Annotated in this window: 28 protein-coding genes and 4 pseudogenes; 20 read left to right on the top strand and 12 right to left on the bottom strand. The window is 72.2% G+C overall.

Annotated elements, in window-relative coordinates:
• Positions 1–63 precede the first annotated feature (63 nt).
• The 7 genes and pseudogenes from U6N30_RS34500 to U6N30_RS23675 all read left to right on the top strand — a co-directional run bounded on the left by U6N30_RS34500 (position 64) and on the right by U6N30_RS23675 (position 4,576).
• Positions 64–671 (top strand): annotated as a pseudogene (locus tag U6N30_RS34500) (UGSC family (seleno)protein).
• Positions 668–1,744, top strand: coding sequence for a hypothetical protein (locus tag U6N30_RS23700; RefSeq protein ID WP_324274210.1), 1,077 nt, complete (start codon positions 668–670; stop codon positions 1,742–1,744). Before U6N30_RS34500 ends, U6N30_RS23700 begins: the two are co-directional and overlap by 4 nt.
• A gap of 267 nt (positions 1,745–2,011) precedes the next feature.
• Positions 2,012–2,557 carry an amidohydrolase family protein gene (locus tag U6N30_RS23695; protein WP_324278434.1) on the top strand — a complete coding sequence of 182 codons (546 nt, stop codon included), beginning with the start codon at positions 2,012–2,014 and terminating at the stop codon, positions 2,555–2,557.
• A 103-nt stretch (positions 2,558–2,660) separates the two neighbouring features.
• The gene (locus U6N30_RS23690; RefSeq protein WP_324274209.1) at positions 2,661–2,903 is read left to right on the top strand and encodes an amidohydrolase family protein; all 243 of its coding nucleotides are present in this window, start codon (positions 2,661–2,663) and stop codon (positions 2,901–2,903) included.
• Between the two features lies 1 nt (position 2,904).
• Complete coding sequence (locus U6N30_RS23685; RefSeq protein ID WP_324274208.1) at positions 2,905–3,444, top strand: AMP-binding protein; 540 nt, start codon at positions 2,905–2,907, stop codon at positions 3,442–3,444.
• On the top strand, positions 3,438–4,124 hold the full coding sequence (locus tag U6N30_RS23680) for an AMP-binding protein (RefSeq protein WP_324274207.1): 687 nt from the start codon (positions 3,438–3,440) through the stop codon (positions 4,122–4,124). The genes U6N30_RS23685 and U6N30_RS23680 overlap by 7 nt, the downstream gene beginning before the upstream one ends.
• Complete coding sequence (locus U6N30_RS23675; RefSeq protein WP_324274206.1) at positions 4,058–4,576, top strand: AMP-binding enzyme; 519 nt, start codon at positions 4,058–4,060, stop codon at positions 4,574–4,576. The genes U6N30_RS23680 and U6N30_RS23675 overlap by 67 nt, the downstream gene beginning before the upstream one ends.
• A gap of 20 nt (positions 4,577–4,596) precedes the next feature.
• Here the strand turns inward: U6N30_RS23675 and U6N30_RS23670 are convergent, their stop codons facing one another.
• The 9 genes and pseudogenes from U6N30_RS23670 to U6N30_RS23635 form a co-directional block, all read right to left on the bottom strand.
• Entirely contained in the window at positions 4,597–5,541 is a 945-nt protein-coding gene (locus U6N30_RS23670) for an IclR family transcriptional regulator domain-containing protein (RefSeq protein WP_324274205.1), read from the bottom strand.
• A gap of 62 nt (positions 5,542–5,603) precedes the next feature.
• Complete coding sequence (locus U6N30_RS23665) at positions 5,604–6,023, bottom strand: aconitase X swivel domain-containing protein (protein WP_324274204.1); 420 nt, start codon at positions 6,021–6,023, stop codon at positions 5,604–5,606.
• A gap of 76 nt (positions 6,024–6,099) precedes the next feature.
• Entirely contained in the window at positions 6,100–6,990 is an 891-nt protein-coding gene (locus tag U6N30_RS23660) for an aconitase X (RefSeq protein ID WP_422678141.1), read from the bottom strand.
• A 191-nt stretch (positions 6,991–7,181) separates the two neighbouring features.
• A pseudogene (locus U6N30_RS34495) lies at positions 7,182–7,298 on the bottom strand (aconitase X); the annotation flags it as partial.
• Positions 7,295–7,911, bottom strand: a pseudogene (locus U6N30_RS23655) (FAD-dependent oxidoreductase). The pseudogenes U6N30_RS34495 and U6N30_RS23655, both read right to left, overlap by 4 nt.
• The gene (locus U6N30_RS23650) at positions 7,833–10,256 is read right to left on the bottom strand and encodes a dihydroxy-acid dehydratase domain-containing protein (RefSeq protein WP_324274202.1); all 2,424 of its coding nucleotides are present in this window, start codon (positions 10,254–10,256) and stop codon (positions 7,833–7,835) included. The pseudogene U6N30_RS23655 and the gene U6N30_RS23650 overlap by 79 nt, the downstream one beginning before the upstream one ends.
• A 152-nt stretch (positions 10,257–10,408) precedes the next feature.
• Complete coding sequence (locus tag U6N30_RS23645) at positions 10,409–11,215, bottom strand: ABC transporter permease (RefSeq protein WP_324274201.1); 807 nt, start codon at positions 11,213–11,215, stop codon at positions 10,409–10,411.
• Entirely contained in the window at positions 11,212–11,964 is a 753-nt protein-coding gene (locus U6N30_RS23640; protein WP_324274200.1) for an ABC transporter ATP-binding protein, read from the bottom strand. Before U6N30_RS23640 ends, U6N30_RS23645 begins: the two co-directional genes overlap by 4 nt.
• A 211-nt stretch (positions 11,965–12,175) precedes the next feature.
• Positions 12,176–13,273 (bottom strand): ABC transporter substrate-binding protein, encoded by a 1,098-nt coding sequence (locus U6N30_RS23635; protein ID WP_324274199.1) that lies wholly within the window; start codon positions 13,271–13,273, stop codon positions 12,176–12,178.
• Between the two features lie 471 nt (positions 13,274–13,744).
• On the opposite strand from U6N30_RS23635, the gene U6N30_RS23630 reads away from it, so the two are divergent.
• The 5 genes and pseudogenes from U6N30_RS23630 (at position 13,745) to U6N30_RS23610 (ending at position 17,953) form a co-directional block, all read left to right on the top strand.
• Positions 13,745–14,380: a hypothetical protein gene (locus U6N30_RS23630; protein WP_324274198.1), complete on the top strand. Its 636-nt coding sequence runs from the start codon at positions 13,745–13,747 to the stop codon at positions 14,378–14,380.
• Positions 14,377–14,949: a hypothetical protein gene (locus U6N30_RS23625; RefSeq protein WP_324274197.1), complete on the top strand. Its 573-nt coding sequence runs from the start codon at positions 14,377–14,379 to the stop codon at positions 14,947–14,949. The genes U6N30_RS23630 and U6N30_RS23625 overlap by 4 nt, the downstream gene beginning before the upstream one ends.
• The gene (locus tag U6N30_RS23620; RefSeq protein ID WP_324274196.1) at positions 14,882–15,691 is read left to right on the top strand and encodes an FAD-dependent oxidoreductase; all 810 of its coding nucleotides are present in this window, start codon (positions 14,882–14,884) and stop codon (positions 15,689–15,691) included. The genes U6N30_RS23625 and U6N30_RS23620 overlap by 68 nt, the downstream gene beginning before the upstream one ends.
• Positions 15,574–17,295 (top strand): dihydroxy-acid dehydratase domain-containing protein, encoded by a 1,722-nt coding sequence (locus U6N30_RS23615; RefSeq protein WP_324274195.1) that lies wholly within the window; start codon positions 15,574–15,576, stop codon positions 17,293–17,295. The genes U6N30_RS23620 and U6N30_RS23615 overlap by 118 nt, the downstream gene beginning before the upstream one ends.
• Before the next feature lie 68 nt (positions 17,296–17,363).
• A pseudogene (locus tag U6N30_RS23610) lies at positions 17,364–17,953 on the top strand (hypothetical protein).
• A 17-nt stretch (positions 17,954–17,970) separates the two neighbouring features.
• On the opposite strand, the gene U6N30_RS23605 reads toward U6N30_RS23610, so the two are convergent.
• Both U6N30_RS23605 and U6N30_RS23600 read right to left on the bottom strand, forming a co-directional pair.
• On the bottom strand, positions 17,971–18,339 hold the full coding sequence (locus U6N30_RS23605) for an Rv3235 family protein (RefSeq protein WP_324274194.1): 369 nt from the start codon (positions 18,337–18,339) through the stop codon (positions 17,971–17,973).
• A gap of 237 nt (positions 18,340–18,576) precedes the next feature.
• Positions 18,577–19,179 (bottom strand): LysM peptidoglycan-binding domain-containing protein, encoded by a 603-nt coding sequence (locus U6N30_RS23600; RefSeq protein WP_324274193.1) that lies wholly within the window; start codon positions 19,177–19,179, stop codon positions 18,577–18,579.
• A gap of 197 nt (positions 19,180–19,376) precedes the next feature.
• On the opposite strand from U6N30_RS23600, the gene U6N30_RS23595 reads away from it, so the two are divergent.
• Positions 19,377–19,946 (top strand): hypothetical protein, encoded by a 570-nt coding sequence (locus U6N30_RS23595; RefSeq protein ID WP_324274192.1) that lies wholly within the window; start codon positions 19,377–19,379, stop codon positions 19,944–19,946.
• Positions 19,947–19,986: 40 nt separating this feature from the next.
• On the opposite strand, the gene U6N30_RS23590 is transcribed toward U6N30_RS23595, so the two are convergent.
• Positions 19,987–20,256 (bottom strand): helix-turn-helix domain-containing protein, encoded by a 270-nt coding sequence (locus tag U6N30_RS23590; RefSeq protein ID WP_324274191.1) that lies wholly within the window; start codon positions 20,254–20,256, stop codon positions 19,987–19,989.
• 741 nt (positions 20,257–20,997) lie between these two features.
• On the opposite strand from U6N30_RS23590, the gene U6N30_RS23585 reads away from it, so the two are divergent.
• From U6N30_RS23585 to U6N30_RS23555, 7 genes are all read left to right on the top strand, one after another.
• Complete coding sequence (locus tag U6N30_RS23585; protein WP_324274190.1) at positions 20,998–21,255, top strand: hypothetical protein; 258 nt, start codon at positions 20,998–21,000, stop codon at positions 21,253–21,255.
• 295 nt (positions 21,256–21,550) lie between these two features.
• A complete protein-coding gene (locus tag U6N30_RS23580) occupies positions 21,551–22,588 on the top strand; it encodes a CpaE/TadZ family protein (protein WP_324274189.1) in 1,038 nt (345 codons plus the stop codon).
• 22 nt (positions 22,589–22,610) lie between these two features.
• On the top strand, positions 22,611–23,309 hold the full coding sequence (locus tag U6N30_RS23575; RefSeq protein ID WP_324274188.1) for a wax ester/triacylglycerol synthase family O-acyltransferase: 699 nt from the start codon (positions 22,611–22,613) through the stop codon (positions 23,307–23,309).
• A 32-nt stretch (positions 23,310–23,341) separates the two neighbouring features.
• Entirely contained in the window at positions 23,342–23,599 is a 258-nt protein-coding gene (locus U6N30_RS23570) for a hypothetical protein (RefSeq protein WP_324274187.1), read from the top strand.
• Positions 23,590–23,988, top strand: a complete 399-nt coding sequence (locus U6N30_RS23565; RefSeq protein WP_324274186.1) for a WS/DGAT domain-containing protein — start codon at positions 23,590–23,592, stop codon at positions 23,986–23,988. The genes U6N30_RS23570 and U6N30_RS23565 overlap by 10 nt, the downstream gene beginning before the upstream one ends.
• Before the next feature lie 48 nt (positions 23,989–24,036).
• Positions 24,037–24,426 (top strand): DUF6912 family protein, encoded by a 390-nt coding sequence (locus U6N30_RS23560; protein WP_324274185.1) that lies wholly within the window; start codon positions 24,037–24,039, stop codon positions 24,424–24,426.
• Positions 24,360–24,548: a DUF6912 family protein gene (locus tag U6N30_RS23555; RefSeq protein WP_422677973.1), complete on the top strand. Its 189-nt coding sequence runs from the start codon at positions 24,360–24,362 to the stop codon at positions 24,546–24,548. The genes U6N30_RS23560 and U6N30_RS23555 overlap by 67 nt, the downstream gene beginning before the upstream one ends.
• Positions 24,549–25,175: the final 627 nt, after the last annotated feature.

Below are 25,175 nucleotides of genomic sequence, written 5' to 3'. Positions count from 1 at the left end.
GCGTCGCCGACCGTACCGGCCGTTGACCGCGCTTCCTCGTCTCACTAGCATCATGTGCGGGGTATGAATCGATGTTCGGATGACGCACAATCCGAGGTCCGGCCCGACGCCCCCGACCGATCGAGGGGTGCTGCCATGGAACTGGAATCAATCCTGGATCCGACTGGCGTCGCGGACCAGAGTGCGGACACGACGCTGGCGCCGCGACTCGCGTCGCTCCGCGGCGCGACCCTGGGGTTGCTGGACAACGGCAAGCCGAACGGCGCCGCGTTGCTGAGCGAGATGGGCGTCGTGCTCAAGGAGCGTTACGGGGTCAAGGACGTCCTGATGTTCACCAAGCCCTACTTCGGCACGCCGGTCGAGCCGACGCAGACCCAGCGCATCTTCGAGGAGTGCGATTTCGCCATCACGGCGATCGGCGATTAGGGCTCGTGCAGCGCGGCCAGTTTGGCCGACGGCATCCTTCTGGAGCGACAGGGCGTCCCTGCTGTCTCCATCTGCACCGAGGTCTTCCGGATCCCGGCGGACGCCATGGCGCGGACGTACGGCTTCCCGGCTTCCAATACGCGCTGGTGCCCCATCCGGTGGCCAGCCTCAACGCCGAGGAGATCAGGCAACGAGTGGAGGATCTGCTTCCGCGGGTCCTGGCGATCCTCGGGGTCGAGGAGTGACCGGGGCTCCCCAGGCGATCGAGCACTGCTTCGCGGAGGGGTGGACCGACGGGCTCCCGGTCGTGCCGTGCGGCCAGGAGCAGTTGGACGCGATGCTCGCGCGGCTCGACCGGGACCAGGACGACGTCCTGCTGGAGATGCCCCAGATCAACCGCTCCGTCACCGTTCGGCTCGCGGCCATCAACGCGGTCATGGCCGGCTGCCTGCCGGAGTACTTCCCGGTGGTCGTAGCGGCGTGGGAGTCCCTGCGCGAGGAGGGCTACGCCCGCAAGGGAATCTGGCAGAGCACCACGGGGACGGCCTCCCTGCTGCTGGTCAACGGGCCGGTGCGCCAGCAGATCGGGATCAACAGCCGGGGCAACCTCTTCGGTCCCGGGTTCCGGGCCAATGCCACCATCGGCCGGGCGATCCGCCTCACGGCGATGAACGCCCTGGGTCTGCGACCGCACGAGTTGGATCAGGCGACTCAGGGCACGCCGGCCAAGTACACCTGCTGCATCGGCGAGAACGAAGAGGAGTCGCCGTGGACTCCGCTGCACGTCGACTGCGGGCTGGCGCCCGAGGAGAGCGCGGTGACGGCGCTGACCATGCGTTCGACGGTGCACATCGAGGCCCGGCACACCGCAGTCGCGGAACAGTTGCTCTACGACATCGCCGGGACCACCTCCCGTACCGGTGCGTTGCTGCACGAGAGCGTCAGCGTCTGCGTGGTGCTGTGTCCCGAGCACGCCCATCTGCTGGCGAACGCCGGATGGAGCAAGCGAGACGTCTCGGTCTTCCTGCACGAGCAGTCGTTCCTGCGCCGCGATGAACTGGACCGCGCGGGCAAGGGTGCGGTGTCGCGGATCAGTCGGTGGCGCGTGTCCCGGGACCACCCTGACGCGGTCGTCGACACCGGGGCCGATCCCGCGCGGGACGGCGTACACGCCCTCACGTCCCCGGATGCCGTCCTCGTGGTGGTCGCCGGCGCCTCGAACTCCGGGGTGTCCGCCGTCGTCGAGACCTTCGGTCCCCGGGGCGGCCGGCCGGCCGTCACACCTGTCCCGACCAACAGCCAGGAGAGCCAGCTATGACCACGTCCGAGTCTGCTTCCCGGTCCGACGCCGAACTGGCCAGCGCGCTGGCCGGCGCCACGACGATGCTGGAGAGCGACGGCTTCGAGGCGGCCTGGGAGGTCGATCCGGCCAACGGCGTGCACTTCACCGTGCGGGCCGGCTCGGCCGAGTGCCAGGACTGCCTGGTGCCCAAGCCGGTCATGGCAGCCATCATCGGTGACGCCCTGGCCGGAACCCCTGGTCGCTGGCCGAGATCACCCTCCCCGGCGACGACGCCGAGTGACGATGGGCGGAGCCACCGGTTCGCCGATGGACGTCTCGGCGCTCACGGCCATCGACGTCCACGTACACGTGCACGCCTCGGTGGGGGCTCCCGCGGATCGTCACGAGCGCCTCGAAGGGATGTCGGACTACTTCCGAGCCGGAAAGGTGTCGCAGTACACGGTCCCCGAGATCGCCGAGTACTACCGCTCCCGGCGGATGGGGGCCGTGGTGTTCGGTGTCGACACCCTCGCCGACGGCGACGCGCCCGGCCGGCCGTCGAACGAGGAGGTCGCCGAGCTGGCGGCGGAGCACCGCGACGTCCTCATCCCCTTCGCCAGCGTCGATCCCGCCCGAGGTGCCGACGCCGTGGCACGGGCCCGCCGGCTGGTCGATGGCCGGGGGATCCGGGGGTTCAAGTTCCATCCCAACCTGCAGGGTTTCTTCCCGAACGACCGCGAGGTCTATCCCCTGTACGAGGTGCTGCAGGAGCACGGGATGGTCGCGCTCTTCCACTCCGGGCACACCGGCGTGGGGGCGGGGTCGCGAGGCGGTCAGGGGTGCGGCTGAAGTACAGCAACCCGATGCACGTGGACGACGTGGCCGTCGACTTCCCCGATCTGCCGATCATCCTGGCCCATCCGTCCTTCCCTGGCAGGACGAGGCGCTGTCCGTGGCGCTGCACAAGCCGAACGTGCACATCGACCTCTCGGGCTGGTCTCCGAAGTACTTCCCGCCCTCGCTGGTGCAGCACGCGAACACCCTGCTCAAGAACAAGGTGCTCTTCGGCTCCGACTTCCCGGTCATCACCCCCGACCGGTGGCTGGCAGACCTGGACCTGACGGAGATCCGGGACTCCGTCCGCCCGCTGATCCTCAAGGACAATGCCGTTCGCCTCTTCGGTCTGGACGGCTGAGATGGGCGATCCGGCACCTGTCCGGGACAACCTCGCCTCGCTGCTGGAGGCGGTCGGCGACGCGGTGTCGGGCCTCGACCCGCAGCGCCGGGCTCTGGTGCACGGCGACCGCCACCGGACGTGGCGCGAGTTCGACGACCGGGCGTCCCGACTCGCCGGCTACCTGGCCGAGGCCGGCACCGGACCCGGTGACCGGGTGGGGATCGGGCTCTACAACTCGCCCGAGTACCTCGAGAGTCTCCTGGCGGTCCTGAAGCTCCGGGCCGTGCCGGTCAACGTCAACTACCGCTACCGGGAGGCCGAGCTCGAGCAGGTGCTCGAGCTCGCGGATGTTCGCGCGCTCGTGGTCGACGCCACGCTCGCCGCCAAGGTGGGAGCCGTGGCGCAACGGTCGCCGAGGCTGCGCTCCGTGCTGCTCGCGGACGGGGAGGCCGCAGGTGCGCCGCCGCAGGGGTGGTCGCAGGATACGAGTGGGCGATGTCCAGCGCGGCACCCCTGCCGCGACAGGAGCGCTCACCCGACGACCAGATCCTCATGCTGACCGGTGGTACGACGGGGGCGCCGAAGGGGGTCGTCTGGGACCACGCGGGTGTCTGCGGGGTCGTCTCCTCGGCCTACCGGCGGGCGGGAGTGCCCGTGCCGGCCGACCGTGCCGAGGTGGTGGCCGCGGCCGAGGTGGCGGTCCGCGGCGGTAGCGCGCCCGTCATGCTTCCGGCCTCACCCCTCATGCACGGCACCGGGTTCTTCTTCAGCATCGGCAACCTGCTGCGCGGCGGGTGCGTGGTGACTCTTCCGCAGCGGTCCCTCGATCCGGAGGCGCTCTGGACGGCGGTGCAGGAGCACCGCGTCGTGGAGCTGGGGATCGTGGGTGACGCCTTCGCCGTCCCCCTGCTCGCCGAGCTGGACCGCGCGGCCGCGGACGGCTCGCCCTACGACCTCTCCACGCTGCGCCGGGTGGTCAGCTCGGGCGTCCGCTGGAGCACGGAGAACAAGCGCCGGCTGCTGCGGGCCGGCCGGTTCACCGTCCAGGACACCATCGCCTCCACCGAGGGTGGGCCCTACGGCGTGGCGCTCGGGGGCCGGACCCGGACGAGTTGCCGACGGAGTTCACACTGCCGCCGAACGCCCGGGTGCTGGCGCCGGACGGGACGGACGTGGTCCCGGGGTCGGGGCAGGTCGGCGAGCTGGCCAGCACCGGCGCCCTGCCGCTCGGTTACCTGAACGACCCCGAGCTCACTGCCGAGGTCTTCCGGACCATCGACGGGATCCGGTACGCCGTGCCCGGGGACGCAGCCGCGCTCGAGGCAGACGGCACCCTCCGGTTCCTCGGTCGTGGCTCCGGCGTCATCAACACCGGCGGGGAGAAGGTCTTCGCCGAGGAGGTCGAGCAGGCGCTCGTCGATCACCCCGCCGTGACCGAGGCCGTGGTCGTCGGCGTCCCCGACCCGCGATGGGGGAACCAGGTGACTGCCCTGGTGGTGCAGTCGGACGGTGCCGAACTGCCGGAGGGCGAGCTGGCCGACCACATGCGCGAGCGGCTGGCGGGCTACAAGCGGCCCCGCAGCATCGTGGCCGTCGCGAACCTGCAGCGCACGGCGTCCGGAAAGGTCGACCGTCGATGGGCTCAGCAGCAGGCGCTGGAACTCTTCGATCCGCAGCCTCGGGAACGGTGAGCCCGACCGGGGACATCGGCTCAGAAGGACGTGGGGACTGACCGGACCCCCAGCAGGGCGATGTCCCGTTCGACCTGACGGGCGGTCTCGCGCAGCGGTTCGAGGGCGATCTGCTTCAGCGCCACCGGCGATAGGCGCCGCGAATGCGTCCCCACGTTCACCGAGGCGATGACGGTGCCCAGCGCGTCGCGCACCGGGACCGCGATGGACGTGACGCCCTCCTCGAGTTCCTGGTCCACCGAGCACCAGCCCTGCGCGCGCGACTCCAGCAGGAGCACCCGCAGGCGCGCGGGATCGGTGACGGTCTGCGCGGTGCGCGGTTCGAGCCGGACCCGGGCCAGATAGGCGTCGATCTCCTCGTCGGTCCGGGCGGCGAGCTGCACGCGCCCGTGCGACGTCAGGTAGGCGGGCAGTCGGGTACCCACCGTCAGCCCGCTGGCCACCACGCGACGTGCTCCGACGCGGACGACGTAGACGATGTCGTCCCCGTCCAGGACGGCCAGGCTCGTCGTCTCGTGCACCTGATCGGCGAGCGCGGTCAGGTGCGGCGTCGCCACCTGCGGAAAGGACATGAGGGACAGGTAGGTGTAGCCCAGCTCGAGCACCGTCGGCCGCAGGGAGAACTTCCGGTCGACCGTGGTCACGTAGCCGAGGTCCGCGAGGGTCAGCAGGAATCGGCGGGCCGCGGCGCGGGTCATGCCGGTGCGGCGGGCGATGTCGCTCAGCGTCAGCTCGGGTTCGTCGGCGGAGAAGGCTTTGATGACGGCCAGGCCACGCTCGAGGGACTGCACGAAGTAGTCGCCGCGGGGTCGGAGCGCACCAGCGTCCTCGGGTCCGTCGACGTCCTCGACGTCCTCGACGGCCTCGACGGCCTCGACGGCCTCGACGGCCTCGCCCTCGGAGAGGGCGTGGGGATCGGGCTCGGCCGTGCCTGCCCGCGTCCGGTTCTGCGCCGCGCCGTCCATCCCTGGTCCTGTCTTGTTCGTCTGCCACGGAGGGGTCTCCGCCCGGCCTCTCGATCCGGAGGTTACGTGGCGGGCCGGGTCACGATGATCCGCCCGCGGTCGGCGTCCACCTGCACCCAGTCACCGGAACGGATGACCTCGAAAGGGTCCCTGTCCAGGTCGGTGATCGCCGGCACGTGCGTGACCACCACGCCGAGAGCGATCTTGGTGTTCATCGTGGTGAACACCATCGCCGCCGGCGCGGATCCCATGAGACGGGACATGTGGAACATCCCCGACCACCCCGAGGAGCCCTTGGCGCCCTTGAAGACCAGGACCTTGCCGGCGAAGGACTGCCCCACCAGCTCGTGCCGCGACTCGATGACCCGGCCCTTGCGGGGCTCCACCCCGCCCCAGCCGGAGATCGCTTCGCGGGTGACCAGCGCCTCGCCCTCGGCGACGCCACCGACCAGGCCGCGGCCGGACAGCACGACATCGCTCATGACAGCTCCCCGCGCCACGTGCCGGTCACCGCCGCGTCGACGCACTCGGCGAGCGTGCCGAACCAGCCCTGGACGTTCATGATCGCCGGGAGGTAGTGGACCTGCTTGGCCGAGTCGGTCGCGAAGACCCGCGCCCCCGGGGGAGGAACTGGCCGATGGCCGGGCAGGTGTCACTCATCAGCAGCGCGCCGGCGTCCTCCAGCGCCCGTGCGTACCCGTTCTGCTCGGCGACGTGCCGCAGCGCCCGCGGGGTGAATACCCACAGCTCGCTGTCGGGGTGCACGCGGCGGCCCTCGAGCAACCGGACGACGTCGCGGATCTGACCGAGCGTGGCGTGCGGGCAACCGATCATCACCAGGTCGACCGCGGTGTCCGAGGCGGTCGCGTTCAGGTGCTCGTAGGCCTCGCGGCGCTGCGCCGGGCCGTACCGCAGGTGCTCGACCGCCGCGCGCCCGGCGAGGGCCTCGTCGCGGGTCCGCGCCTCCGCCGTGATGCCAGGGACGTGGTACATCTCCACGCCGCCCGACGAGGCGGCCGCCGCGCCGAAGTGCTTGAGCCGGACGAGGTCCGGGGTGGCGGCGATGCCGTCGACGACCGGGATGGCCTCCTCGGGCACCTGCTCGCCGATCCAGTAGCCCAGCAGGCCCCAATCGCGGTTGGTGACCACCGGAGTCGTGACCTCCACCAGGTGGGAGCCGCGCCGGTTCTCCTCCAGGTGCAGGCCCCAGTACGGGATCTTGCCGGTGAGCATCGCCGCGCCCGTGCTCTCCCGGCCCTCCACGTTGGTCCGGGCGCCGAGCACGGAGTTGACGTAGACGACCGCCGAGCTCTCCATCCAGGCGCAGTGCTCGCCCTTGAGCGGCACGTTGCCCACCTGGTAGGGCGTGCAGGTGTTGAGCAGGTGGATGCCGTGCTCGGCGTTGTACTGCTCGCTGGCCATGATCTCGTCGTGCTCGGCCTGCGGCAGCCCTGCACCTGCCAGTGCTTGGTGTCCATCGGCCCGATGAGCTGGTAGCTCTGCGCCTTCACCGGCGGGATGGTCAGGACCTCCGGCGCGTCCAGGCTGTGCTCGGAGAAGGCGCCGTCGGGGGTGGGCGACCCGCAGACCAGGCTGTGCCGGGAGCCGAACAGGTTCGCCCCGCAGACGTTGTCGGTGTCGACCAGCCGCTCGGCGCCGAGCACCTCGCCGTAGCGGACGAGCAGGTCCATCGCGGCGGCGACGGCCTCGCCCTGCTCGCCGTCGAGCATCGCGCGCTCGTCGTCGGCCAGCTTCACCGCGTGTCCTCTCCACCGAGCCAGGCGCCGTGCTCCGCCAGGCGTGCCTGCAGCTTGCCCACGTCGATGTCCCCGACGGCCACGCCTGAATCCAGCGCCAGGTCGGCAGCGGTGCCCGCGGCCTGACCCATGACGAAGCACGGGCCGGTCACGCGGGCGCTGGACTGTCCCATGTGGGTCATGGACGCGCAGCGCCCACGACGTAGGTGTTGGTCAGCACCTGCGGGACGATCATCCGGAAGGGCAGCTGGTTGTAGCCGCGGGGATCCTCGCCCCGCTGCCAGCGGATCTCCACGTCGCCGGCGACGTGCGCCTCCACCGGCCAGCCGTTGACCCCGATCGCGTCGGGGAAGTCGGCGCAGTCGAGGATGTCGTCCTCGCTGAGCTGGTAGGGCCCGACGATCCGCCGGGTCTCCCGGATGCCGATGTCGGGGGCGATGTCCACGACGTAGGCGGCCTCGAAGCCGGGGACTTCCTGCCGGTAGAAGGGGAACACGTCGCGCACCTGGCGGCGGCCCTGCAGTTCACCCCGGGTCAGTTGCCAGACGTCGGTGCCGTCGATCGCACTGCCGTCGGGGTTGGACAGCTGGGTGATGTTGGCTCGCCACTCCAGCGGGTTGCGCTGCGGGCGGACGATCGGCCGCTTGCGGGGAACTGGAAGAGCCCCGCCTGTTCGGCGTCCTCCATGAGCGCCGGCAGCCGGCCCTGCGTGGCGTGGGCGGCGTCGGCGTCCACGCCGTTGATGCGGAACATCAGCGACGGGTACAGCATCCCGTGCGCCGGGTCGGTCTTCTCGTACGGCGCCCCCGCCCAGGCGGCGAGGTCGCCGTCGCCGGACCCGTCGACGAAGATCCGACCGCGGATCGCGCCGCGCCCGGACTTGGACTCCACCAGCAGGGCGTCCACCCGGTGCTCGTCGGCCATGACCACGCCGACGGCCAGCGCGTGGAAGAGCAGCGTCACGCCGGACTCCACCAGCATGTCGTCGAGGGCGATCTTGTAGGCCGAGATGTCGTAGGCCTGGGCCAGGATGCGGTCGGCGAAGCTGAGGTGCGGCTCGTTCAGCCCGTCCAGGGCGTCGATCCGCTCCAGCAGTTCGTCCGCCAGCCCGTGCACCACCTGGCGGTGCTCGCCGTGCACGTTGGCGTGCAGCCCGCAGAAGGTGGACAGCCCGCCGGCGCTGCCCGCCCCACCGGTGTACCCGTTGCGCTCGACCAGGATCGTCGAGCGCCCCGCGCGGGCCGCGGCGGCCGCCGCCATGACACCGGCCGGTCCACCGCCGACGACCACGACGTCGTACTCACCGAGGATCGGCGTGCGGCGGCCGGGCTCCTCCACCCAGGAGTGCGTCACGAGGCCTCCTCGGGGGCTCGGCCGGGGAGGGGCGGTCAGCACCGCGCCGCCGGGAACCGTGGACACCAGTCGGCGGTAGGCCGACAGCCAGCCGTGGTCCGGGCCGAGGTCCGGCGAGCCCAGCCCTGACCGCCGCTCGGCGAGGACGTCCTCGGGGACGTCGAGGTCGACGGTTCGCCGGTCGACGTCGATGACGATCCGGTCGCCGTCCTCGACCAGGGCCAACGGGCCGCGCAGGGCGGCCTCCGGAGTCACCTCGCCGACGACGGTGCCGACGTTGACCAGGCCGGACATCTGCCCGTCGGTGACCACGGCGACGCTGTCGCCCAGCCCGGCGCCCTCCAGGGCGAAGACGACCGCCGAGCCCAGCGCCATGCCGGGCCCGCCGACGACGCCGAGGCCCCGGACGACGAGCACCGTGCCCGGCTGCACCTCGCCCCGGGCCAGGCCCGCGAGGGCCTCGTCGCGGGAGGAGTAGCACAGCGCCGTCCCCTCGAACCGGCGGGCGCCGCGGTCGACGACCGGCCGCTTGACGACGGCGCCGCCTGGGGCCAGCGAGCCGCGGACGATGACGATGCTCGGGCGCGTGCCGAACGGGCGGTCGACGGGGCGCACGACTTCCTCGTCGGCCACAGTGGCGCCGCGCAGCACATCCCGCAGGGTGCCGCCGTCCACCGTGCGGGCGTCGAGGTCGAGCAGGTCGGCGAGCTGGGACAGGACGGCACGGGTGCCGCCCGCGGCCTCGAGCTGCTCGATGAAGTGCGGACCGTTGGGGCGCACCGCGCACAGCAGCGGCACCCGGTCGGCCAGGTCGGCGAACAACTCCGGCACGTCGACCGGGCACGCCGCCTCGTGGGCGACCGCCTGGAGGTGCTTGATCGAGTTGACCGATGCGCTGGTGGCCAGCATGAGCGTGACGGCGTTGTGGAAGGCGCCGGCGGTGAGCACCTCGCGCGGGCGCTGCCCCTCGGTGACCAGCTCGACGATGCGCGCGCCGGCTCTGCGGACGCCGTCCCACATGGCCGGGCTGTTGGCCAGAACCGGCGTGGTCCCGGTCAGCGACATGCCCAGGGCCTCGCAGGCCATGTGCATGGTGTTGGCCGTGCCCAGGCCGGCGCAGACACCCGGGCCGCGGATGGCGTTGTCGGCCATCCCGCACAGGTGCTCCAGCGACATCCGTCCCGCCGCGACGGAGCCGGCGGCGAGGAACACCTCCTCGATGTCCACGTGCTCGCCGCGGTACTCGCCACTGGGCTGGTAGCCGCAGCCGACGACGATGGTCGGGATGTCCAGCCGGGCGGCGGCCATGAGATGGGCCGGGCCGGTCTTGTCGCAGGAGGCGAGCGTGACCATGCCGTCCAGCTGGGCGCCCTCGACGGCGACCTCGATGTCGTTGGTGATCAGGTCGCGGCTGGGCAGGATGTAGCGCCCGTCCCGCCCGGCCGAGGTGATGAAGTCGGCCGGCGCCGCCGTCCGGACCTCGAACGGCAGGCCGCCGGCGGCGCGGATCGCCTCCTCGAGCGTCGGCACGATCCCGTCGAGGTGGCTGAAGCAGATCGCCAGCTTGGACGAGGAGTTGACGACGGCGATCTTGGGTTTGGTCATGTCCTCGTCGGAGATGCCCAGGGCCCGCCACTGGGCACGGCGCACCGCCCAGCGGGAACTTCCTCCTGCAGGTTGCTGCGCAACGGCCGGGGGCCTCGGTCACGAGCTCTGTCCGGCCACCGAGTCGTGCCACGGGATCATCAGCCGTTTGGTCAGCGTGACAGCGGCGTAGAGCAGCGAGCCCATGAGGGCCAGCAGCACGATGACCGCGAACAGTTGCGGGGCGTCGAGGGCGTTGAGGCTGCGGACGACCAGGTGTCCCAGCCCTCGCTGCCGCCCAGGTACTCGCCGACGATCGCGCCGATGACGGCGAACACGATGCCGACCTCGGCCCCGGCGAAGATGTAGGGCAGGGTGCTGGGCAGCTCCAGGCTCTTGAACGTCTGCCACCTGCTGGCGCCCAGCCCGCGCATGACGTCACGGTGGCCTCGGTCGACCGATCGCACCCCGAGCATCACGTTCAGCATGATCGGGAAGAAGGCCAGGATGCCGGCCATGATGATCTTGGACGTCGGTCCGAAGCCGAACCAGATGACGAAGATCGGGATGAACGCGACCTTCGGTACCACCTGGAGAGCGACGAGGGCGGGCTGCACGGCCCGCTCCAGCCAGATCACCCGGCCGAGGACGGCCCCCACGATCGTGCCCACGACGAGGGCGAAGGCGAAGCCGACGAGCACCTCGTAGAGCGTGATCCAGATGTCATGCCAGACCGCGCCGCCGCTCAGGAGGTCGAGCAGCGACCGCCAGACGTCCAGGGGCGCCGGGAGGATGAACTCCGACACCCCGACGACCGAGACGGCGAACTGCCAACCGCCGATGAGGATGAACAGCAGGATCGGGGTGGAGATGAAGGGCAACCACTTCATCAGGGTGTCCCGGTCGTTCACCGGGGCGTCCGGGTCCGTCGCCACGGGCTCGGAGGCAGGCTTCTCGCGGGACTTCACGGCATCGGTCATTCTTCGTCCAGTTCGTGGCGGAGCTCCCGGACGATCTCCTGGAACTCGGCACTGGTCTCGGTCTCCAGCGAGCGCGGCCGCGCCAGCTGGACGGGGGTGATGGAACGTATGCGCCCGGGCCGCGGAGTGAGCAGCACGACGCGGTCGGCCAGGAAGACGGCCTCGCTGATGGAGTGCGTGACGAAGACCACCGTCGCGCCGGCCTGCGCGTGGATCGACTGCAGTTCCAGGTTCATCTTGTCCCGGGTCAGGGCATCCAGGGCCCCGAACGGCTCGTCCATGAGCAGGATGGTCGGGTCGTAGCTCAGCGCCCGGGCGATCGCGGCGCGCTGCCGCATGCCGCCGGAGAGCTCCCTCGGGTAGGCGTTCTCGAAACCGGGGAGGCCGACCAGCTCGCACAACTCGGTGGCCCGCGCACGACGGGCCCGTCTGCCCATCCCTCGCAGCTTGAGCGGCAGCGAGACGTTGTCCGCGACGGTGTACCAGGGGAAGAGATTGGCGTCCTGGAAGACGAGGCCGAAGTTCTCGAACGCCTCGTCGTTGCGCTTGCCGCCGCGCCAGATGCTCTGCCCGTCCGCGGTGACCGTGCCCGAGGTCGGCGGCAGCAGGCCGGCGAGGATCCGGAGGAGCGTGGTCTTGCCGCAGCCCGACCGGCCGACGAGCGAGATGAACTCGCCGCGACCGATCGACAGATTGACGTTGCTGAGGGCGTGCACCGCGCCGCGCCGCGCCTGGTAGGTCTTGTCCACTCCGGTGACCTCGAGCTGCGCCTCCCTGGAGTGCCCGGCTGGACGCGCGGGGCGTCCGGGTGGTCGGCGACGTGCTGCTGCTGAGGTTCGGTGGTCGTGTGGCTCGCCTGCGGCCCGGTCGGCGCGCCGGCTTCGGCCTCGGGGACCCCCGACGGGGTGACCCCGACGTGGGCGGGCGACCCGAGGCCGCTGCCGGCCTGCCGTGGCGAGGTCACTGGCCCGGGGCGAAGTCGTTGGTGTACCACTCCGACGGGTCGAGGCCCTCGGGCACGAAGCCGGACCCGGCCATCTCCTCGTAGACGGACTCCCACTGCTCAGGCACGGTCTGCGCGATCTCGTCCTCGCCGGCCGTGGTCCAGGACTCGACGTACTGGCTGAGCGATCCCACGGCCACCTCCGGGTTCTCGAGGCTCGGGATGTCGTACTCGGACAGGCACTCGATCGTCTCGGCGAAGTCGTTGGCCTCGTCCTCGGCCACGAACTGCACGGCCTCCTTGATCGCGGCCAGGTAGGCGCGTAGCTGCTCCTGCTTCTCCGGGTCCTCGGCCTGCTCCTCGGAGGTGATGTAGACCTGGCCGCCGCTGTCGACGAAGTCCGACGGGGACATGATGACCGCCTCGGGCTGCTGCTGCTCGAGGGCCACCGAGGTGTCCAGCGAGACGATGTAGCCGCCGATCCGACCGGAGGACACCAGGTCGAAGACCCCGGGCGCCAGCCCGACGACCTGGGTCTGCACCTCCTCGGGAGCGATGCCGGCCTCGGCCGCGACGAGCTTCAGGATGATCTCGCTCGTCCCGCCCTCCGACGGTGTGCCCACCAGCCGGCCCTCGATGTCCTCCGGGGACTCCAGCGGGTCGGACTCCGCCGAGACGAAGCGGATCGTCCCCGTCTTGTTGATCTGGCCGACATTCACGAGCGGGGCGTCGCGCTCCCCGATGGCGAGCATGGTCTCCATGTCGCCGACGCGGGTGATGAGGGCCCCGCCCGCGAGCACGGTCTGGATTGCCTGGGCCGAGCCCTGCGTCGTCTCGAACGTGACGTTCAGCCCCTGCTCCTCGAAGTACCCGCAGGAGGCGGCCACCAACTCGGGGGTGAAGGTCAGGCTTTCCAGCGGGAGGATGTTGAGGAAGGTGACGTCCTGCACCTCGCCACCGCCGCCGTCCCCACCGGTTCCGCCGGCGGCCGGCTCCTCGTCGCCGCCACCGCAGGCGGCCAGCATGGTGGCGGTGACGCCGGCGGCCAGGGCGGTCTGCCACGGCGATCGACGTCGCGTGAAGGCGCCGAGCGGGCGTGCGGTCGTGGGGCTCATCGGGGCTCTCCTCAAAGGCGGACAGGCGGTCGAGTCGAACGGGGTGGAGCGCGGGGGCGAGATCGGCCCGAGCGGCGGTTCGCACGAAAGCGAGGCTTGGCGAAAGTGTGCGGCATGCGACCGCGCGGGCTCTTACCGAACATATTGCGTGGGTCACATTCGTGTCAACGGCGACGTCGTCGTCCGCGGCACGGCCGGAGGCGGCGTGCCGACGGCCCGATGTCGCCCGGGACGGACCGTGCCCCGACGGCCGGGGGTGCCGGGGCCATCCCGTCCGGATCGGCCCCTCGGTGCACCTTGACGCGTCGAGGCCCGGGGCTACGATGTGCGGAATATGCGCATTGGTTCGCATTGCGCACACATCGACGTGTGGAGTCTGTTCGTCGACGGACTGCGCCGTCCCGCCTCGGCAACGCCACCGGATCCCCCGGATCGCCTGGCAGGTGCCGGCAGCAGGGAGGAGGTGTCGGCATGCAGCGGCACACGAGCGAGCCGGACGCGGACCTGGTGGATCGGCCGGAGGTGGACATCGCCGGCCTGCGGGAACTCATGGAGTTCTACGCCCGGAAGGGCTGGACGGACGGACTGCCGGTCATGCCGGTCACCCAGTCCTACCTCCAGGAGTTCCTGGACCGCACGGAGCGAGACGCCGACGACGTGCTCCTCCGCATGCCGCACCTCAACCGGGTGTGCACTGTCCGCGCGGCCGCGATCAACGCGGCGATGGCCGGATGTCTGCCCGAGTACTTCCCGGTCGTCCTCTCCGCCTGGGATGCCCTGGCGATGGAGGGTTACGCCGGCAAGGGCATCTGGCAGAGCACGACCGGAACGGCTCCGCTGCTCCTCGTCAACGGGCCGGTCCGGGGGCGGCTGGGGATCAACAGCCGGGGCAACGTGTTCGGCTCGGGCTTCCGGGCGAACGCCACCATCGGACGGGCCATCCGCCTCACCGCCATCAACGCGTTCGGGCTGCACCCCACCAGCTCGACCAGGCCACCCAGGGGACGCCCGCGAAGTACAGCGCGTGCATCGCCGAGAACGAGGAGGAGAGCCCCTGGTCACCGTTGCACGCGGACTTCGGCCTCGACGCCGGCGACAGCGCGGTGACGGCCATGCTCATCCGCTCCTGCATCCACGTCGAGGCCCGGCACACGACCGACCCCGAGCAGCTGGGGCGGGACATCGCCGGCACCTTGGCCAGGACGGGCGCGCTGGTGCACGAGACCATCAGCGGCTGCGTCGTGCTGGGCCCCGAGCACGCCTGGGTCTTCGCGCGGGCGGGCTGGAGCAAGGCCGACCTCCGGCAGTTCCTCCACGCACACGCCACGAACACCCGCGCCCGGTTGGCCGAGGTCGGCAAGGACGCCGTCTCGCGGCATACCCGGTGGCGGCTGCCGGCCGGTCATCCCGATGCCGTACCCGACACGTGCGCCTCCGCCGGGCAGGACGTGGTGCCCGTCCTCAACTCGGCCGACGCCGTGCTGATCGCTGTGGCCGGCGCCCAGAACGCCGGGGTGTCGGCCGTGCTGGAGACCTTCGGTCCCCGCGGAGGGCCCCCGCCGTCGCACGCGTGCACGACGACCCGACCTCGAACCCCCAGGAGACCGAATGATGAACGACGCCATCAACACGGGGGCGCGGGCCGAGGTGACCGGGGCTTCGGCGGTCGTCCATGAAGCTGCGCGGGACACCCCGGTCTACGGGGAGTTCGACGTCGTCGTCATCGGCGGTGGCCCCGCCGGACTGATGGCGGCGACCGCGGCCGCCCGCGCAGGGCGGTCCACGATCCTCGTCGAGCGCTACGGATTCCTCGGCGGCGCAGGCACGATGGGCGGGCTGAGCACGTTCTGCGGTCTGCACGCCAAGGTCCACGGCGAGCACCGTCAGGTGATCCACGGCCTCGCCGACGAGTTGCTGGGGCGGCTGGCGAAGCTCGACGGGCTGTCGCAGCCGCACCTGACCATTAACGACGGCATCCTGGCGCAGGCCTTCGACATCTCCAGCTACAAGCTCGCGGCTGACGAGTTGGTCGTGTCCTCGGGTGCGCGACTGTTGTTCCACGCGATGGCCGTCGGTGTGGTCATGGCGGACGACGCCACCATCGACTCGGTGCTGATCGAGTCGAAGTCGGGCCGAGCCGCCGTGCGCGGCCGGGTGTTCGTCGACGCCTCCGGCGACGGGGACGTCGCCGCCTGGTCGGGCGTCCCCTACGAGAAGGCCCCGCCCGGTGAGTGGCTGCTCTACCCCTCTCTGATGTTCCGCATCAACGGTGTCGACGTCGAGGCCGCCGGGCCTGCCCCGTGGCGCACCGTCGAACGCCTGATGGACGACGCCGAGGCCGCAGGTACCCACACGTTCCCGCGCAAGAAGCCGATCGTCCGGCCGCAGCGCAACCCCTGGAGTGGCGCGCCAACCTGACTCAGCTGCGCAACCGGGACGGCAGCCCGGTAGACGGCACCGACGTCGACCAGTTGACGCACGGCGAGCTGCAGGGCCGCCAGCAGGTCTTCGACACTTTCCACTTCATCCGGGATCGGACGCCCGGCTTCGAGAACTCCTACATCGTCGACATCGCCCCGCAGATCGGGATCCGCGAGACCCGCCGGATCGTCGGGGAGTACCGGCTCAGCGAGGACGACGTCCTCGGCTGCGTCGACTTCCCTGACACGGTCGGGGTGAACGGCTGGCCGGTCGAGGCCCATGTCGACGGCAACGTCGAGTTCCGCTGGCAGCGGGGTCAGGATCCGCGGGGCTTCAATCAGCTGCCCTATCGGATGCTCGTGCCGCAACAGGTCGACAACCTTTTCGTCGCGGGTCGCTGTGCCTCCATGACGCACGGAGGTCAGTCCTCGGCGCGGGTGACCGGCCCCTGCTTCGCGATGGGGAGGCGGTCGGGACGGCCGCCGATCTCGCGCTCGGCGGTGGACTCGCGGTCCGGGACGTGCCGATCCCGGAGTTGCAGCGCCGGCTGGAGCGGAACGGCGTGTACCTGGGCCGGGACGGGAGAAGTCGTGAGCGCGTTGCGCAGCAACTTCGAGCGGGGCAGCAACCGGTGGGCCATGCGCCGTGCGCAGTGGACGGCCCTGGGGCTGACCGACGCCGACATGGAGAAGCCGAAGATCGCGATCGTCAACAGTTCGTCGGGGCTCGCCAGCTGCTTCAGCCATCTCGACGGCATCGTCGGGCCCCTCAAGTCGGCCATCCGCGCGGCGGGCGGCGTGCCGTTCGAGGTCCGCACGGCCGCGCCCAGCGACGCCATCACCAGTGCGGGGCGAGGGGGCCAGTACATCCTGCCGAGCCGGGACCTCATCGCCAGTGACATCGAGGTGGCGGTCGAGGGAGCCCTGCTCGACGGGATGGTGTGCCTGGCGTCGTGCGACAAGACGACCCCGGGCCAGCTCATGGCGGCCGGCCGGCTCGACATCCCCACGATCGTCGTCGGCTGCGGTTACCAGCCCTCTGGCGTCTACCGCGGCGAGCACGTGGACTTCGAGGACGTGTTCCTCTACGCCGGTCACGTGGCCAGCGGCGCCATGACGGTGGACGAGCTCGCCGACATGGCCGCGGTGGCCGTCGGCGGACCGGGGGTCTGTGCCGGCATGGGAACCGCCAACTCGATGCACATCGCCACCGAGGCGCTGGGCATGGCGCTGCCGGGCAGCACGCCGGTGCTGGCCAACAGCCCGCGCATGTGGGAGACGGTCGAGCGCGCCGGGCGCCGGATCCTCGACCTCGTCGAGGAGGACGTCCGCCCTCGCGACATCATGACCGCCGGCGCCTTCCGGAACGCGGTCACCGCTGTGCTCGCCGTGAGTGGCTCGGTCAACTGTGTCAAGCACCTGCAGGCCATCGCGGTCGAGGCGGGGTGCGACGTCGACGTGACCGCGCTGTTCGAGGAGCTCGCCCCCAAGTCCCGCTGCTGGCCGCCGTCAAGCCGAATGGGGAGCGGCGCATCGACGAGTTCGAGGCCGCTGGTGGCACCCAGGCGCTGCTGTACCGGCTCCGTCCCCTGCTCGATCTGACCCGGCCGACGGTGGGCGGCCCCCGGCTGGCCGACATCCTCGGCGACATCCCGATCGGCGACGAGGAGATGATCCGACCGATCGATGCGCCGTTGGCCCGGCATCCCGGGATCGTGATCGTGCGCGGGTCGCTCGCCCCGGAGGGTGCCATCGTCAAGCGGACCGTCGCCGACGACGGTGTGCATCGGTTCTCCGGCCGGGCGAAGGTGTTCCATTCCCGCGACGAGGGCCTGGAGGGGATTCGCAGCGGCGCGGTGCGTGCGGGTGATGTCGTCGTGCTCAGCGGCCTCGGCCTGCGCGGATCGCCCGGCATGGCGTTGACGTCCGCCTTCATCTTCGCCCTCGACGGCGCGGGGTTGGGCAGCGAGGTCGCGGTCGTGACGGACGGCCAGATGTCCGGGCTGGTGAACACGGGCCTCGTCGTGGCGGAGGTCAGCCCTGAGGGGCCGTCGGTGGCCCGCTCGGCCTGGTGGAGGACGGCGACATGATCCACGTCGACGTCGAGACCCGGACGCTGGACCTGGCGGTGCCCGAGGCCGAGTTGCAGGAGAGGCGGGCGCGGCGCGAGCCGCTCACCGCGCCGACCGGCTGCGGCTGGCTGTCGGTCTATGCGCGATCGGTCCAGCCACTGTCCCGCGGAGCGACCCTGGGCGGATGACTGCAGATCGTCGCCGGTCAGCCGATCTGCAGCGCCGTGCACTGCCAGCGACCGTCGATGCCCTCCATCCGGGCGGCGACCGCGTGCGCCCGTCCACTGCGCCGGGCGACGGCGCTGATCTCCGCGACGCCGTCGACCGGTTCGCTGAGGTGCACGGGGCCCACCAGCAGCGGCGCGGTGCCCTCGGTGCACCACCGTGGGCGCCGACCCTCTGACAGGGCGGTGAAGACTCCCGCCGACGTCATGGCCCGCACCTGGGTGAGCGGTCGGCGCCCCGTCAGAGCCTCGAGCGTGCAGGTGATCAGGCGGCGCCCGGTCTCCCGCGCGTCGGGGAGGTCGGCGCGCACCGACAAGGACGGGCCGAAGTCGTCGTCGGGGCGTCCCACCGTGCGTGCGGCGCGGGGGCGTGGCCCCGGGCGGTGTGCCGGCCGGGGCACGGCGACCCCGGAAGGACGAGCCGCAGCGGCAGGCGCTCGTCCTCCAGCGGTGGCTGGGGCGTCGGGACGACGACCAGTCGCAGGGTGGGCTGGGCCGGAGGGAGCGCCTGGGGCGCGCGGGTGGAGGTGGTCATCGGGTGCTCCCGGTCGTGGGTCGGTCTCGAGGGGCGCGGGCGGAGTGGGCCGTCACGTCGCGTCCGGCGCGCGCAGTACCTGGCCGGGTAGCAGGACGTCGGGGTCCGGGCCCATGACGTCGGCATTCGCCGTCCACCAGGCGTGCACCGCCCGTGCGGTGTCGGCGTCCGTCGGCTGCGCCCCGGTCCGTTCGAGCAGCCGGGCCCCCGCGATGTGCCAGAGGCAGTCGCCGCGGACGACGACATGCGTGTCCTGTACCGGTACGGCGGGACGATCGAGGGGCCAGTCCGGCGCGGAGGTCGATGTCGGCGCGGCTGACGGGACCGCTGCGGCGGGCCAGTCAGGCACGCCTCCGGTTGGCGCGGCGGACGCGACGGGAGCGACGATGACGGTCGCGGCGACTCCCGCGACGGGTCCGGCCACCCCGAGTCCCAGCCCCAGCAGCAAGCCGGCGCTACGCCGCGCTCCGGCCGGAAGGACCACCTGGGTGCCCAGTCGCGCCGCGGTGCCGAGCAGACCGGGCATCGCGGAGGCTGCGGTGAGGGCCAGCCCGAGCGCGCCCCAGACCCACACGGCCCAGGCGAGCAACCCCGCCGTCGCGAGGACCAGGGAGTCCGGACCTGCGGAGTCGACCGTCCGCTGAGGGGCGGTCAACGCGCGCACCAGTTCGTCGTGCCCGGGGTGAGCGCTGACAGCGCCCACGCGATCGCGCCCATCGCGAGCGCGGTGAGCATCAGTCGTCGAACTGACATGGCCTGCCTTCCAGTGATGGTGGATGCAGACTAAATCAAGCAAACGCATGCAAACGTAACGTTCCACAGGGAACTAGGGTGGCGGGCGGGAGGTGCGGGATGCGCTGGCAACAGTTGTTCGACGACCTGCAGTCGCAGTTCGAGGCAGAGGAGTCGGCCGCGGAGCGCGCCGAGTCGGCGTCGCGGTCACGGGCCGAGGTCGGCGGGGTGCAGCTCGTCGAGCGGCTCGGCGGGGTCCTCGGGCTCCCCGTGGTCCTGGGGGTCCGGGGAGCCGGTCAGGTCGCGGGAACCCTCGTGCACCGGGGCCCGGACTGGCTCCTGCTGGAGGACGAACTGGGCCGCGACCTGCTCGTGGCGCTGGGGGCGGTCCGGACCGTCGGAGGGCTGGGTCGACGGACGGTTCCTGTGGAGCCGGCCGGCGAGGTGCGTGCCCGCCTCGACCTCCGCCGGGCGCTGCGCGGACTGGCCCGCGATCGCAGCTCCGTCCAGCTCGTCCTGGACGACGGCGCGACGCTGACCGGCACGGTGGACCGCGTCGGGGCCGATCACGTGGAGCTGGCCGAGCACCCCGCGGACGCGCCCCGTCGCGCCGAAGCGGTGCACGGTGTCCGTGCCGTGGTCATCGACGCGATCGCGGTGGTGCGCACGCTCGTGCCCGGGTTGGGCTGAGCGCCCCCGCGTACGGGGCCGGCCGGAGGTCAGGCGCCGGTCAGCCGCGGGGCGAGCCGCCGCCGGTCGTCCCGGTCTCCACGACGGTCTCGCCGGTGGGGCCGTCAGCAGGAACCGTGCCCGCGCGCGCCTCGGCGTACTTCTGCTGGATGAATCGCTCGAGCTCGTCGACCTCGACCCGCCACTGGCCGCGACCACCGATCTGGATGGCGATCAGCTCCTTGCGGCGGACCAGGGCGTAGGCCTGGGACCACGAGACGTTCAGGATCTCCGCGACGTCGTCGAGGGTCAGGAAGCGGGGCGTGGGCATCGGTCTTCTCCGTCCGGTCGCGGTCAGTCTGTCAGCCCGTCCGGGGACACCTGACAGTTCTCCACACCCGAACGTGTGGATGACGAGTGCGCGCCATCGCACGAATGACGCATCATCTGTACTTCAACGCCGTCAAGTCTGCTCCAAGCAAGCGACGACACGCCCTGTCCGGCGGCCGTGCACCGCAAGGTGCGAGAAGAGGTGAACGTGCTGTGACCGCCGTCCGGACGTCCGCCGTCCCGCTCCCGACGGCGGACGCGGTCCCGGGCCCGAGTCCGCGGCGGGTGCGCCCACCGCGGTGGCTGGACCTCCGGCTGGTGCTCGGCGTGCTCCTCGTCCTGGCGTCGGTGCTGCTCGGCGCCCGGGTCGTCGGCGCGGCCGACGCGACCGTGCCGGTCTGGTCGGTCACCGGCGACCTCGCCGCCGGCACCCGGCTGAGCGCCGACGACCTCGTCGCGGTCGACGTCCGGTTGGACGACGCCGCCGACGCCTACCTCTCCACGAGCACCCGGCCCGAGGGGCGCACGCTGGGGCGGGCCGTTCAGGACGGAGAGCTGTTGCCCCGCACGGCGCTGGAGGGAGCGAGGACCTGGTGCAGCTGGCGCTGCCGGTGCAGTCGGGCTACGTGCCTCCTGGTCTGCGGCGGGGCCAGCTCGTCGACGTCTACGCGGTCGCGGACCCGGCCGCCGGCGCCACGGCGGTGGCCGACGGCAGCGTCTCGCTCGTGGTCCGACGGGCCCCGTGCAGGCGCTGTCCGGGCGGTCGGAGGGTGTCCTGTCCACGCCGACGACCGCGGTGCAGGTGGTCATCGCGGTGTCCGCGGACGACGCGCCCGACGTGCTGGCCGCCATCGCCGGGCGCCCGCTCGTCGTCGTCGTCCACGACTCGGTGGACGGGGACGGGGACGAGGTCGAGGCTGGGACGGTCGCCCCGCGCGCGGCGGGCGGCGTTCCCGGGGCGGGTGCGACCGGCCCTGCCCCGGTGGGACCGGCCGGCTGATGGCGCTGCACGTCTTCACGGCCGTCACGGGCGCGGCCTGGGAGTCGGAGCTGGTCGGTGCTCTCGACCGGGCCGATCACGGGGTGACGGTGGTCCGCCGGTGCGTGGACGTGGCCGAGCTCCTGGCGGTCGCGGCGACCGGGACCGGCCAGGCCGCGCTGCTCTCGGCCGAGCTCCGTCGGCTCGACGGCGACGCGGTCGCCCGCCTGGAGGCGGCGGGGGTGGCCGTCGTCGGCCTGGTGGAGCCGGGTGACGAGCGTGCCGCGAACCGGTTGCGACAGCTGGGGTGCGCCAGGTGCTGCCCGCCGACGCCGATCCCGACGCGATCGCGCAGGCATTGCGTGAAGCGGTCGCCGGGGCGCCGTCCCAGGGCCGTGACGTCGCCGACCCGCGCGCCGCGTTGCCGGTGCTCGGTGCGCCCGAGCTGCCCGAGGAACGGCCGGCGGGCCGCGGACGCGTGGTGGCGGTGTGGGGGCCGACCGGCGCGCCGGGGCGGACGACCGTCGCGGTGGGCGTGGCGGACGAGCTCTCCCGGCTCGGGGTCTCCACGCTCCTGGTGGACGCCGACGTCTACGGCGGGGTGATCGCGCAGGTGCTGGGCCTGCTCGACGAGTCCCCGGGATTCGCCGGCGCCGCCCGGCTCGCGGCTGCCGGGAACCTGGACGCGCAGGAACTCGTGCGCCTGGCATGGGCGGTGCGGCCGCAGCTCCGGGTGCTCACCGGCCTGGCGCGCGCCGATCGGTGGCCCGAGCTGCGACCGCGGGCGGTGGGCACGGTGCTGGAGGAGGCACGCAGGCTGGCCGAGGTCACGGTGGTCGACTGCGCCTTCAACCTGGAGGACGACGAGGAGCTGTCCTTCGACACGGTAGCGCCGCGGCGGAACGGGGCGACGCTGGCCGTGCTGGAGGAGGCGGACACGGTGCTGTGCATCAGCGGCGCGGATCCGGTGGCCCTGCAGCGCAGCATCCGGGCACTCGGAGAGCTGCGGGACGGGCTGCCGGACGTGGAGCCGGTCCTCGTGGTCAACCAGGTGCGGCGCGGGCCCGTACCCGGTGATCCGCGCCGAGAGATCGGGGAGGCGCTCGAGCGCTTCGCCGGACGAGAGGTGCGCTTCTTCCTCCCGGCCGACCGTCGGGCCACCGACGCCGCCCTGGCGTCCGGGCGCTCGCTCGCCGAGGCCGCGCCCGGGTCGTCGCTCCGGGTCGAGCTGCGAGCGCTGGCCGCGGCGCTGGCCGACGTCCCCTCCCGTCCGGCCGGCGACGCGTGGCCCTGCGGTCCGCCGGGACCCGGTGACGTCCGACGTGTGCGCGGGCACGACCGCGCCGTAGCGTGAGCCACCGACCCTGAGGAGACCGATGGTCGAGCGGCTGACCAGACTGGATGCGTCCTTCCTCTATCTCGAGGAACCGGGCACCCCGATGCACGTCGGCGGCGTGCTGATCCTCCAGCGACCCCCGGGTGGGGTGGAGGCGCTGGCCGCCCTCGTGCAGGCGCGGCTGGCGCTGGTGCCGCGTTATCGGCAGCGGGTGGCGGAGGTGCCCGGTCACCTGGCCAACCCGGTGTGGGTGGACGACCCGAGCTTCGACATCAACTACCACGTCCGGCGCTCGGCCCTGCCACGGCCGGGCACCGAGGTGCAGTTGCTGGAGCTGGTGTCCCGGCTGACCTCGCGCGCGCTCGACCGCCGGCGTCCCCTGTGGGAGGCGTACCTGGTCGAGGGTCTGGCCGACGACCGCGTCGCCGTGGTCACCAAGACGCATCCGGCGCTCGTCGACGGCCTCAGCGCGTTCGACATCGGGCAGGTGCTCCTGGACGCGGATCCGGACGCGCCCGTCCCACCCGTGGAGGAGTGGCACCCGAAGCCCCCGCCGAACGGTGCCGCGCTGCTGTGGGAGGCCCTGGACGAGTACGCCCGTCGGCCGTCGGCCGTGGTGGACACCGTGGTCGGGGCGGTCACCGACGTCCGGTCGACCGCTGCCCGCGTCACCGGAGCTGCCGGCGGCCTGCTGCGTACGGCACGGAAGACGCTCATGCCTGCGCCGCACAGCCCCTGAACGCGACGGCGGGCCGGCAGCGGCGGGTCGCCGTGGCGCGGGCGGACCTCGACGACCTGAAGACGATCCGCAAGGCCCATGGCGGGACCGTCAACGATGTCCTGCTGACGGTCGTCACCGGGGCGCTGCGGGAGTGGTTGCTCTCCCGGGGCGAGCCGGTGGTGGCGGGGACGTCGGTGCGCGCACTCGTCCCCTTGTCGATGCGGGACGAGGATGCCTCCGCGGGCAGCCGGGTGTCCTCCTACCTGGTCGACCTGCCGGTGGGGAGCCCAATCCCAAGGTGCGGCTGACCCGCCTCAGCTACGCGATGCGGGGCATCGCGCTGCACGGGCAGTCGGTGGGCGCCGACAGCCTCATCGCGCTCACCGGGTTCGCGCCGCCCACGTTGCACGCTCTGGGTGCCCGGGCGGCACGGGGCTTGTCCCGTCGCCTGTTCAACCTGGTGGTGACCAACGTGCCAGGTCCGCAGCTGCCGCTGTACGCCGCGGGAAGCCGGATGCTGGAGGTGTTCCCGGTCGTCCCTCTGGCCCGGGGGCAGGGGGTGTCCATCGGCATGACCAGCTACGACGGCCGTGTCTACTTCGGCTTCAACGCCGACCGGGACGGGGTCGGCGACGTCGACGTGCTGGCCGATCTGGTGGAGCAGGAGGTCGGCCAGCTGGTGGAGACGGCGGGCTGATCCCGGGTCCGGGATACGGTCGCCCTTTCGACGAAGGGAGCGATCCGGGTGCGCGTGTACCTGCCTGCCACCACCACGGTCCTGCGGAGGCTGGTGGAGGAGGGTGCCCTGCCCGGACCGCACACGGTCTTCGCGGTGACCCCTCAGCTCCGGCGGTTCTACGAGCTGAACGATGCCGACGCCGATCTCGAGGAACTCGAGTACGCCGCCCTGCTCGGGGCGGCTCGCGCCAGCCTGCGCCTGATCGACAACGATCCGACCGCGGCGCGCCGGCGCGTGGTCGTGGCGGCCGATGTCCCTGATGACGCCGTCCGGCCGATCGACGACGCGGACACCGACCGGGGGCAGCGCGCGTCGAGGCCGACGTCCGGGTGCCGGATGTCGCCAGCGCACACATCGACGGCTCGGACGCCGAGGACGACGTCCGGGCGGCGGTGAACGTGGTGCTCGAGGCTGATCTGGGCAGCGAGGACGCGCAGTTCGTCGTCGACCAGGCCGAGGGTCACGAGCTGGCCTGGTACGCCCGGCAGGAGATGGGCTCGGCGCTCGAGCTGCTCTGACCCACCCGTGATGCCGCCTCTGCTGCCTGCGCCGGCACGGGGCGCCGTCGCCGTGCCACCTGCACCCGCTGCATGCCGGCGCCGGTGACCAGCCAGCCGCTCCCGGGGCGCTGCGGGAGCGGGGTCCGGGGAGCCGGACGCCGAGCAGGTCGGCATCCCCGAGCCCCGGGCACAGCAGGAGCCCGGTTCGGCTGCGGCGCAGTGCCGCCACCGGCCCCTGGTAGTGGGCGGACAGCTGACCGGCGTCGGCCGCGGCGATGAGCGCGACTCGTCGGTGCCTCTCGCCGGTGACGCGCGAGAGCGCGGGGACGTCCGCGGGAGACCCGACGTCGTCCGCGACGACGACCCCGGGTCGGCCGTCGAGGCCCTCGAGCCACTCCGCTGTGCCCTGCTCGTCCGCAGAGTGCAGCGTGACCGCTCCCCGGCCGAGCCCCTGACTTTCGTCGGCAGGTGAGTGCGGCCGACCGAGGATCAGCACGGCAACGCCGCGGGACGCAAGATCCTGGGCGAAGGCGGTCAACGCCGACGATCGGCCGCTGCCGGACGGCCCGGTCACCAGCAGCCCGCCGGTGCGCAGGAGGTCCACGGTCAGCAGCTGTCCCTCGTCGCCTCCGGGGCCGACGGGCA

This window comes from Blastococcus brunescens, assembly GCF_035320885.1.
Lineage (GTDB): Bacteria > Actinomycetota > Actinomycetes > Mycobacteriales > Geodermatophilaceae > Blastococcus_B > Blastococcus_B brunescens.
Note: the sequence above shows the minus strand (reverse complement) of the source record. Positions and strands in the feature narration are given on the sequence as shown.

Excerpts from the sequence above, each read along its gene's own strand:
- U6N30_RS23695 (WP_324278434.1), top strand. The coding sequence starts at position 2,012 with ATGGGCGGAGCCACCGGTTCGCCGATGGACGTCTCGGCGCTCACGGCC.
- U6N30_RS23685 (WP_324274208.1), top strand. The coding sequence starts at position 2,905 with ATGGGCGATCCGGCACCTGTCCGGGACAACCTCGCCTCGCTGCTGGAG.
- U6N30_RS23645 (WP_324274201.1), bottom strand. The coding sequence starts at position 11,215 with ATGACCGATGCCGTGAAGTCCCGCGAGAAGCCTGCCTCCGAGCCCGTG.
- U6N30_RS23595 (WP_324274192.1), top strand. The coding sequence starts at position 19,377 with ATGCGCTGGCAACAGTTGTTCGACGACCTGCAGTCGCAGTTCGAGGCA.
- U6N30_RS23650 (WP_324274202.1), bottom strand. The coding sequence starts at position 10,256 with ATGACCAAACCCAAGATCGCCGTCGTCAACTCCTCGTCCAAGCTGGCG.
- U6N30_RS23620 (WP_324274196.1), top strand. The coding sequence starts at position 14,882 with ATGATGAACGACGCCATCAACACGGGGGCGCGGGCCGAGGTGACCGGG.
- U6N30_RS23590 (WP_324274191.1), bottom strand. The coding sequence starts at position 20,256 with ATGCCCACGCCCCGCTTCCTGACCCTCGACGACGTCGCGGAGATCCTG.
- U6N30_RS23575 (WP_324274188.1), top strand. The coding sequence starts at position 22,611 with ATGGTCGAGCGGCTGACCAGACTGGATGCGTCCTTCCTCTATCTCGAG.
- U6N30_RS23630 (WP_324274198.1), top strand. The coding sequence starts at position 13,745 with ATGCAGCGGCACACGAGCGAGCCGGACGCGGACCTGGTGGATCGGCCG.
- U6N30_RS23670 (WP_324274205.1), bottom strand. The coding sequence starts at position 5,541 with ATGGACGGCGCGGCGCAGAACCGGACGCGGGCAGGCACGGCCGAGCCC.
- U6N30_RS23680 (WP_324274207.1), top strand. The coding sequence starts at position 3,438 with ATGCTGACCGGTGGTACGACGGGGGCGCCGAAGGGGGTCGTCTGGGAC.
- U6N30_RS23635 (WP_324274199.1), bottom strand. The coding sequence starts at position 13,273 with ATGAGCCCCACGACCGCACGCCCGCTCGGCGCCTTCACGCGACGTCGA.
- U6N30_RS23665 (WP_324274204.1), bottom strand. The coding sequence starts at position 6,023 with ATGAGCGATGTCGTGCTGTCCGGCCGCGGCCTGGTCGGTGGCGTCGCC.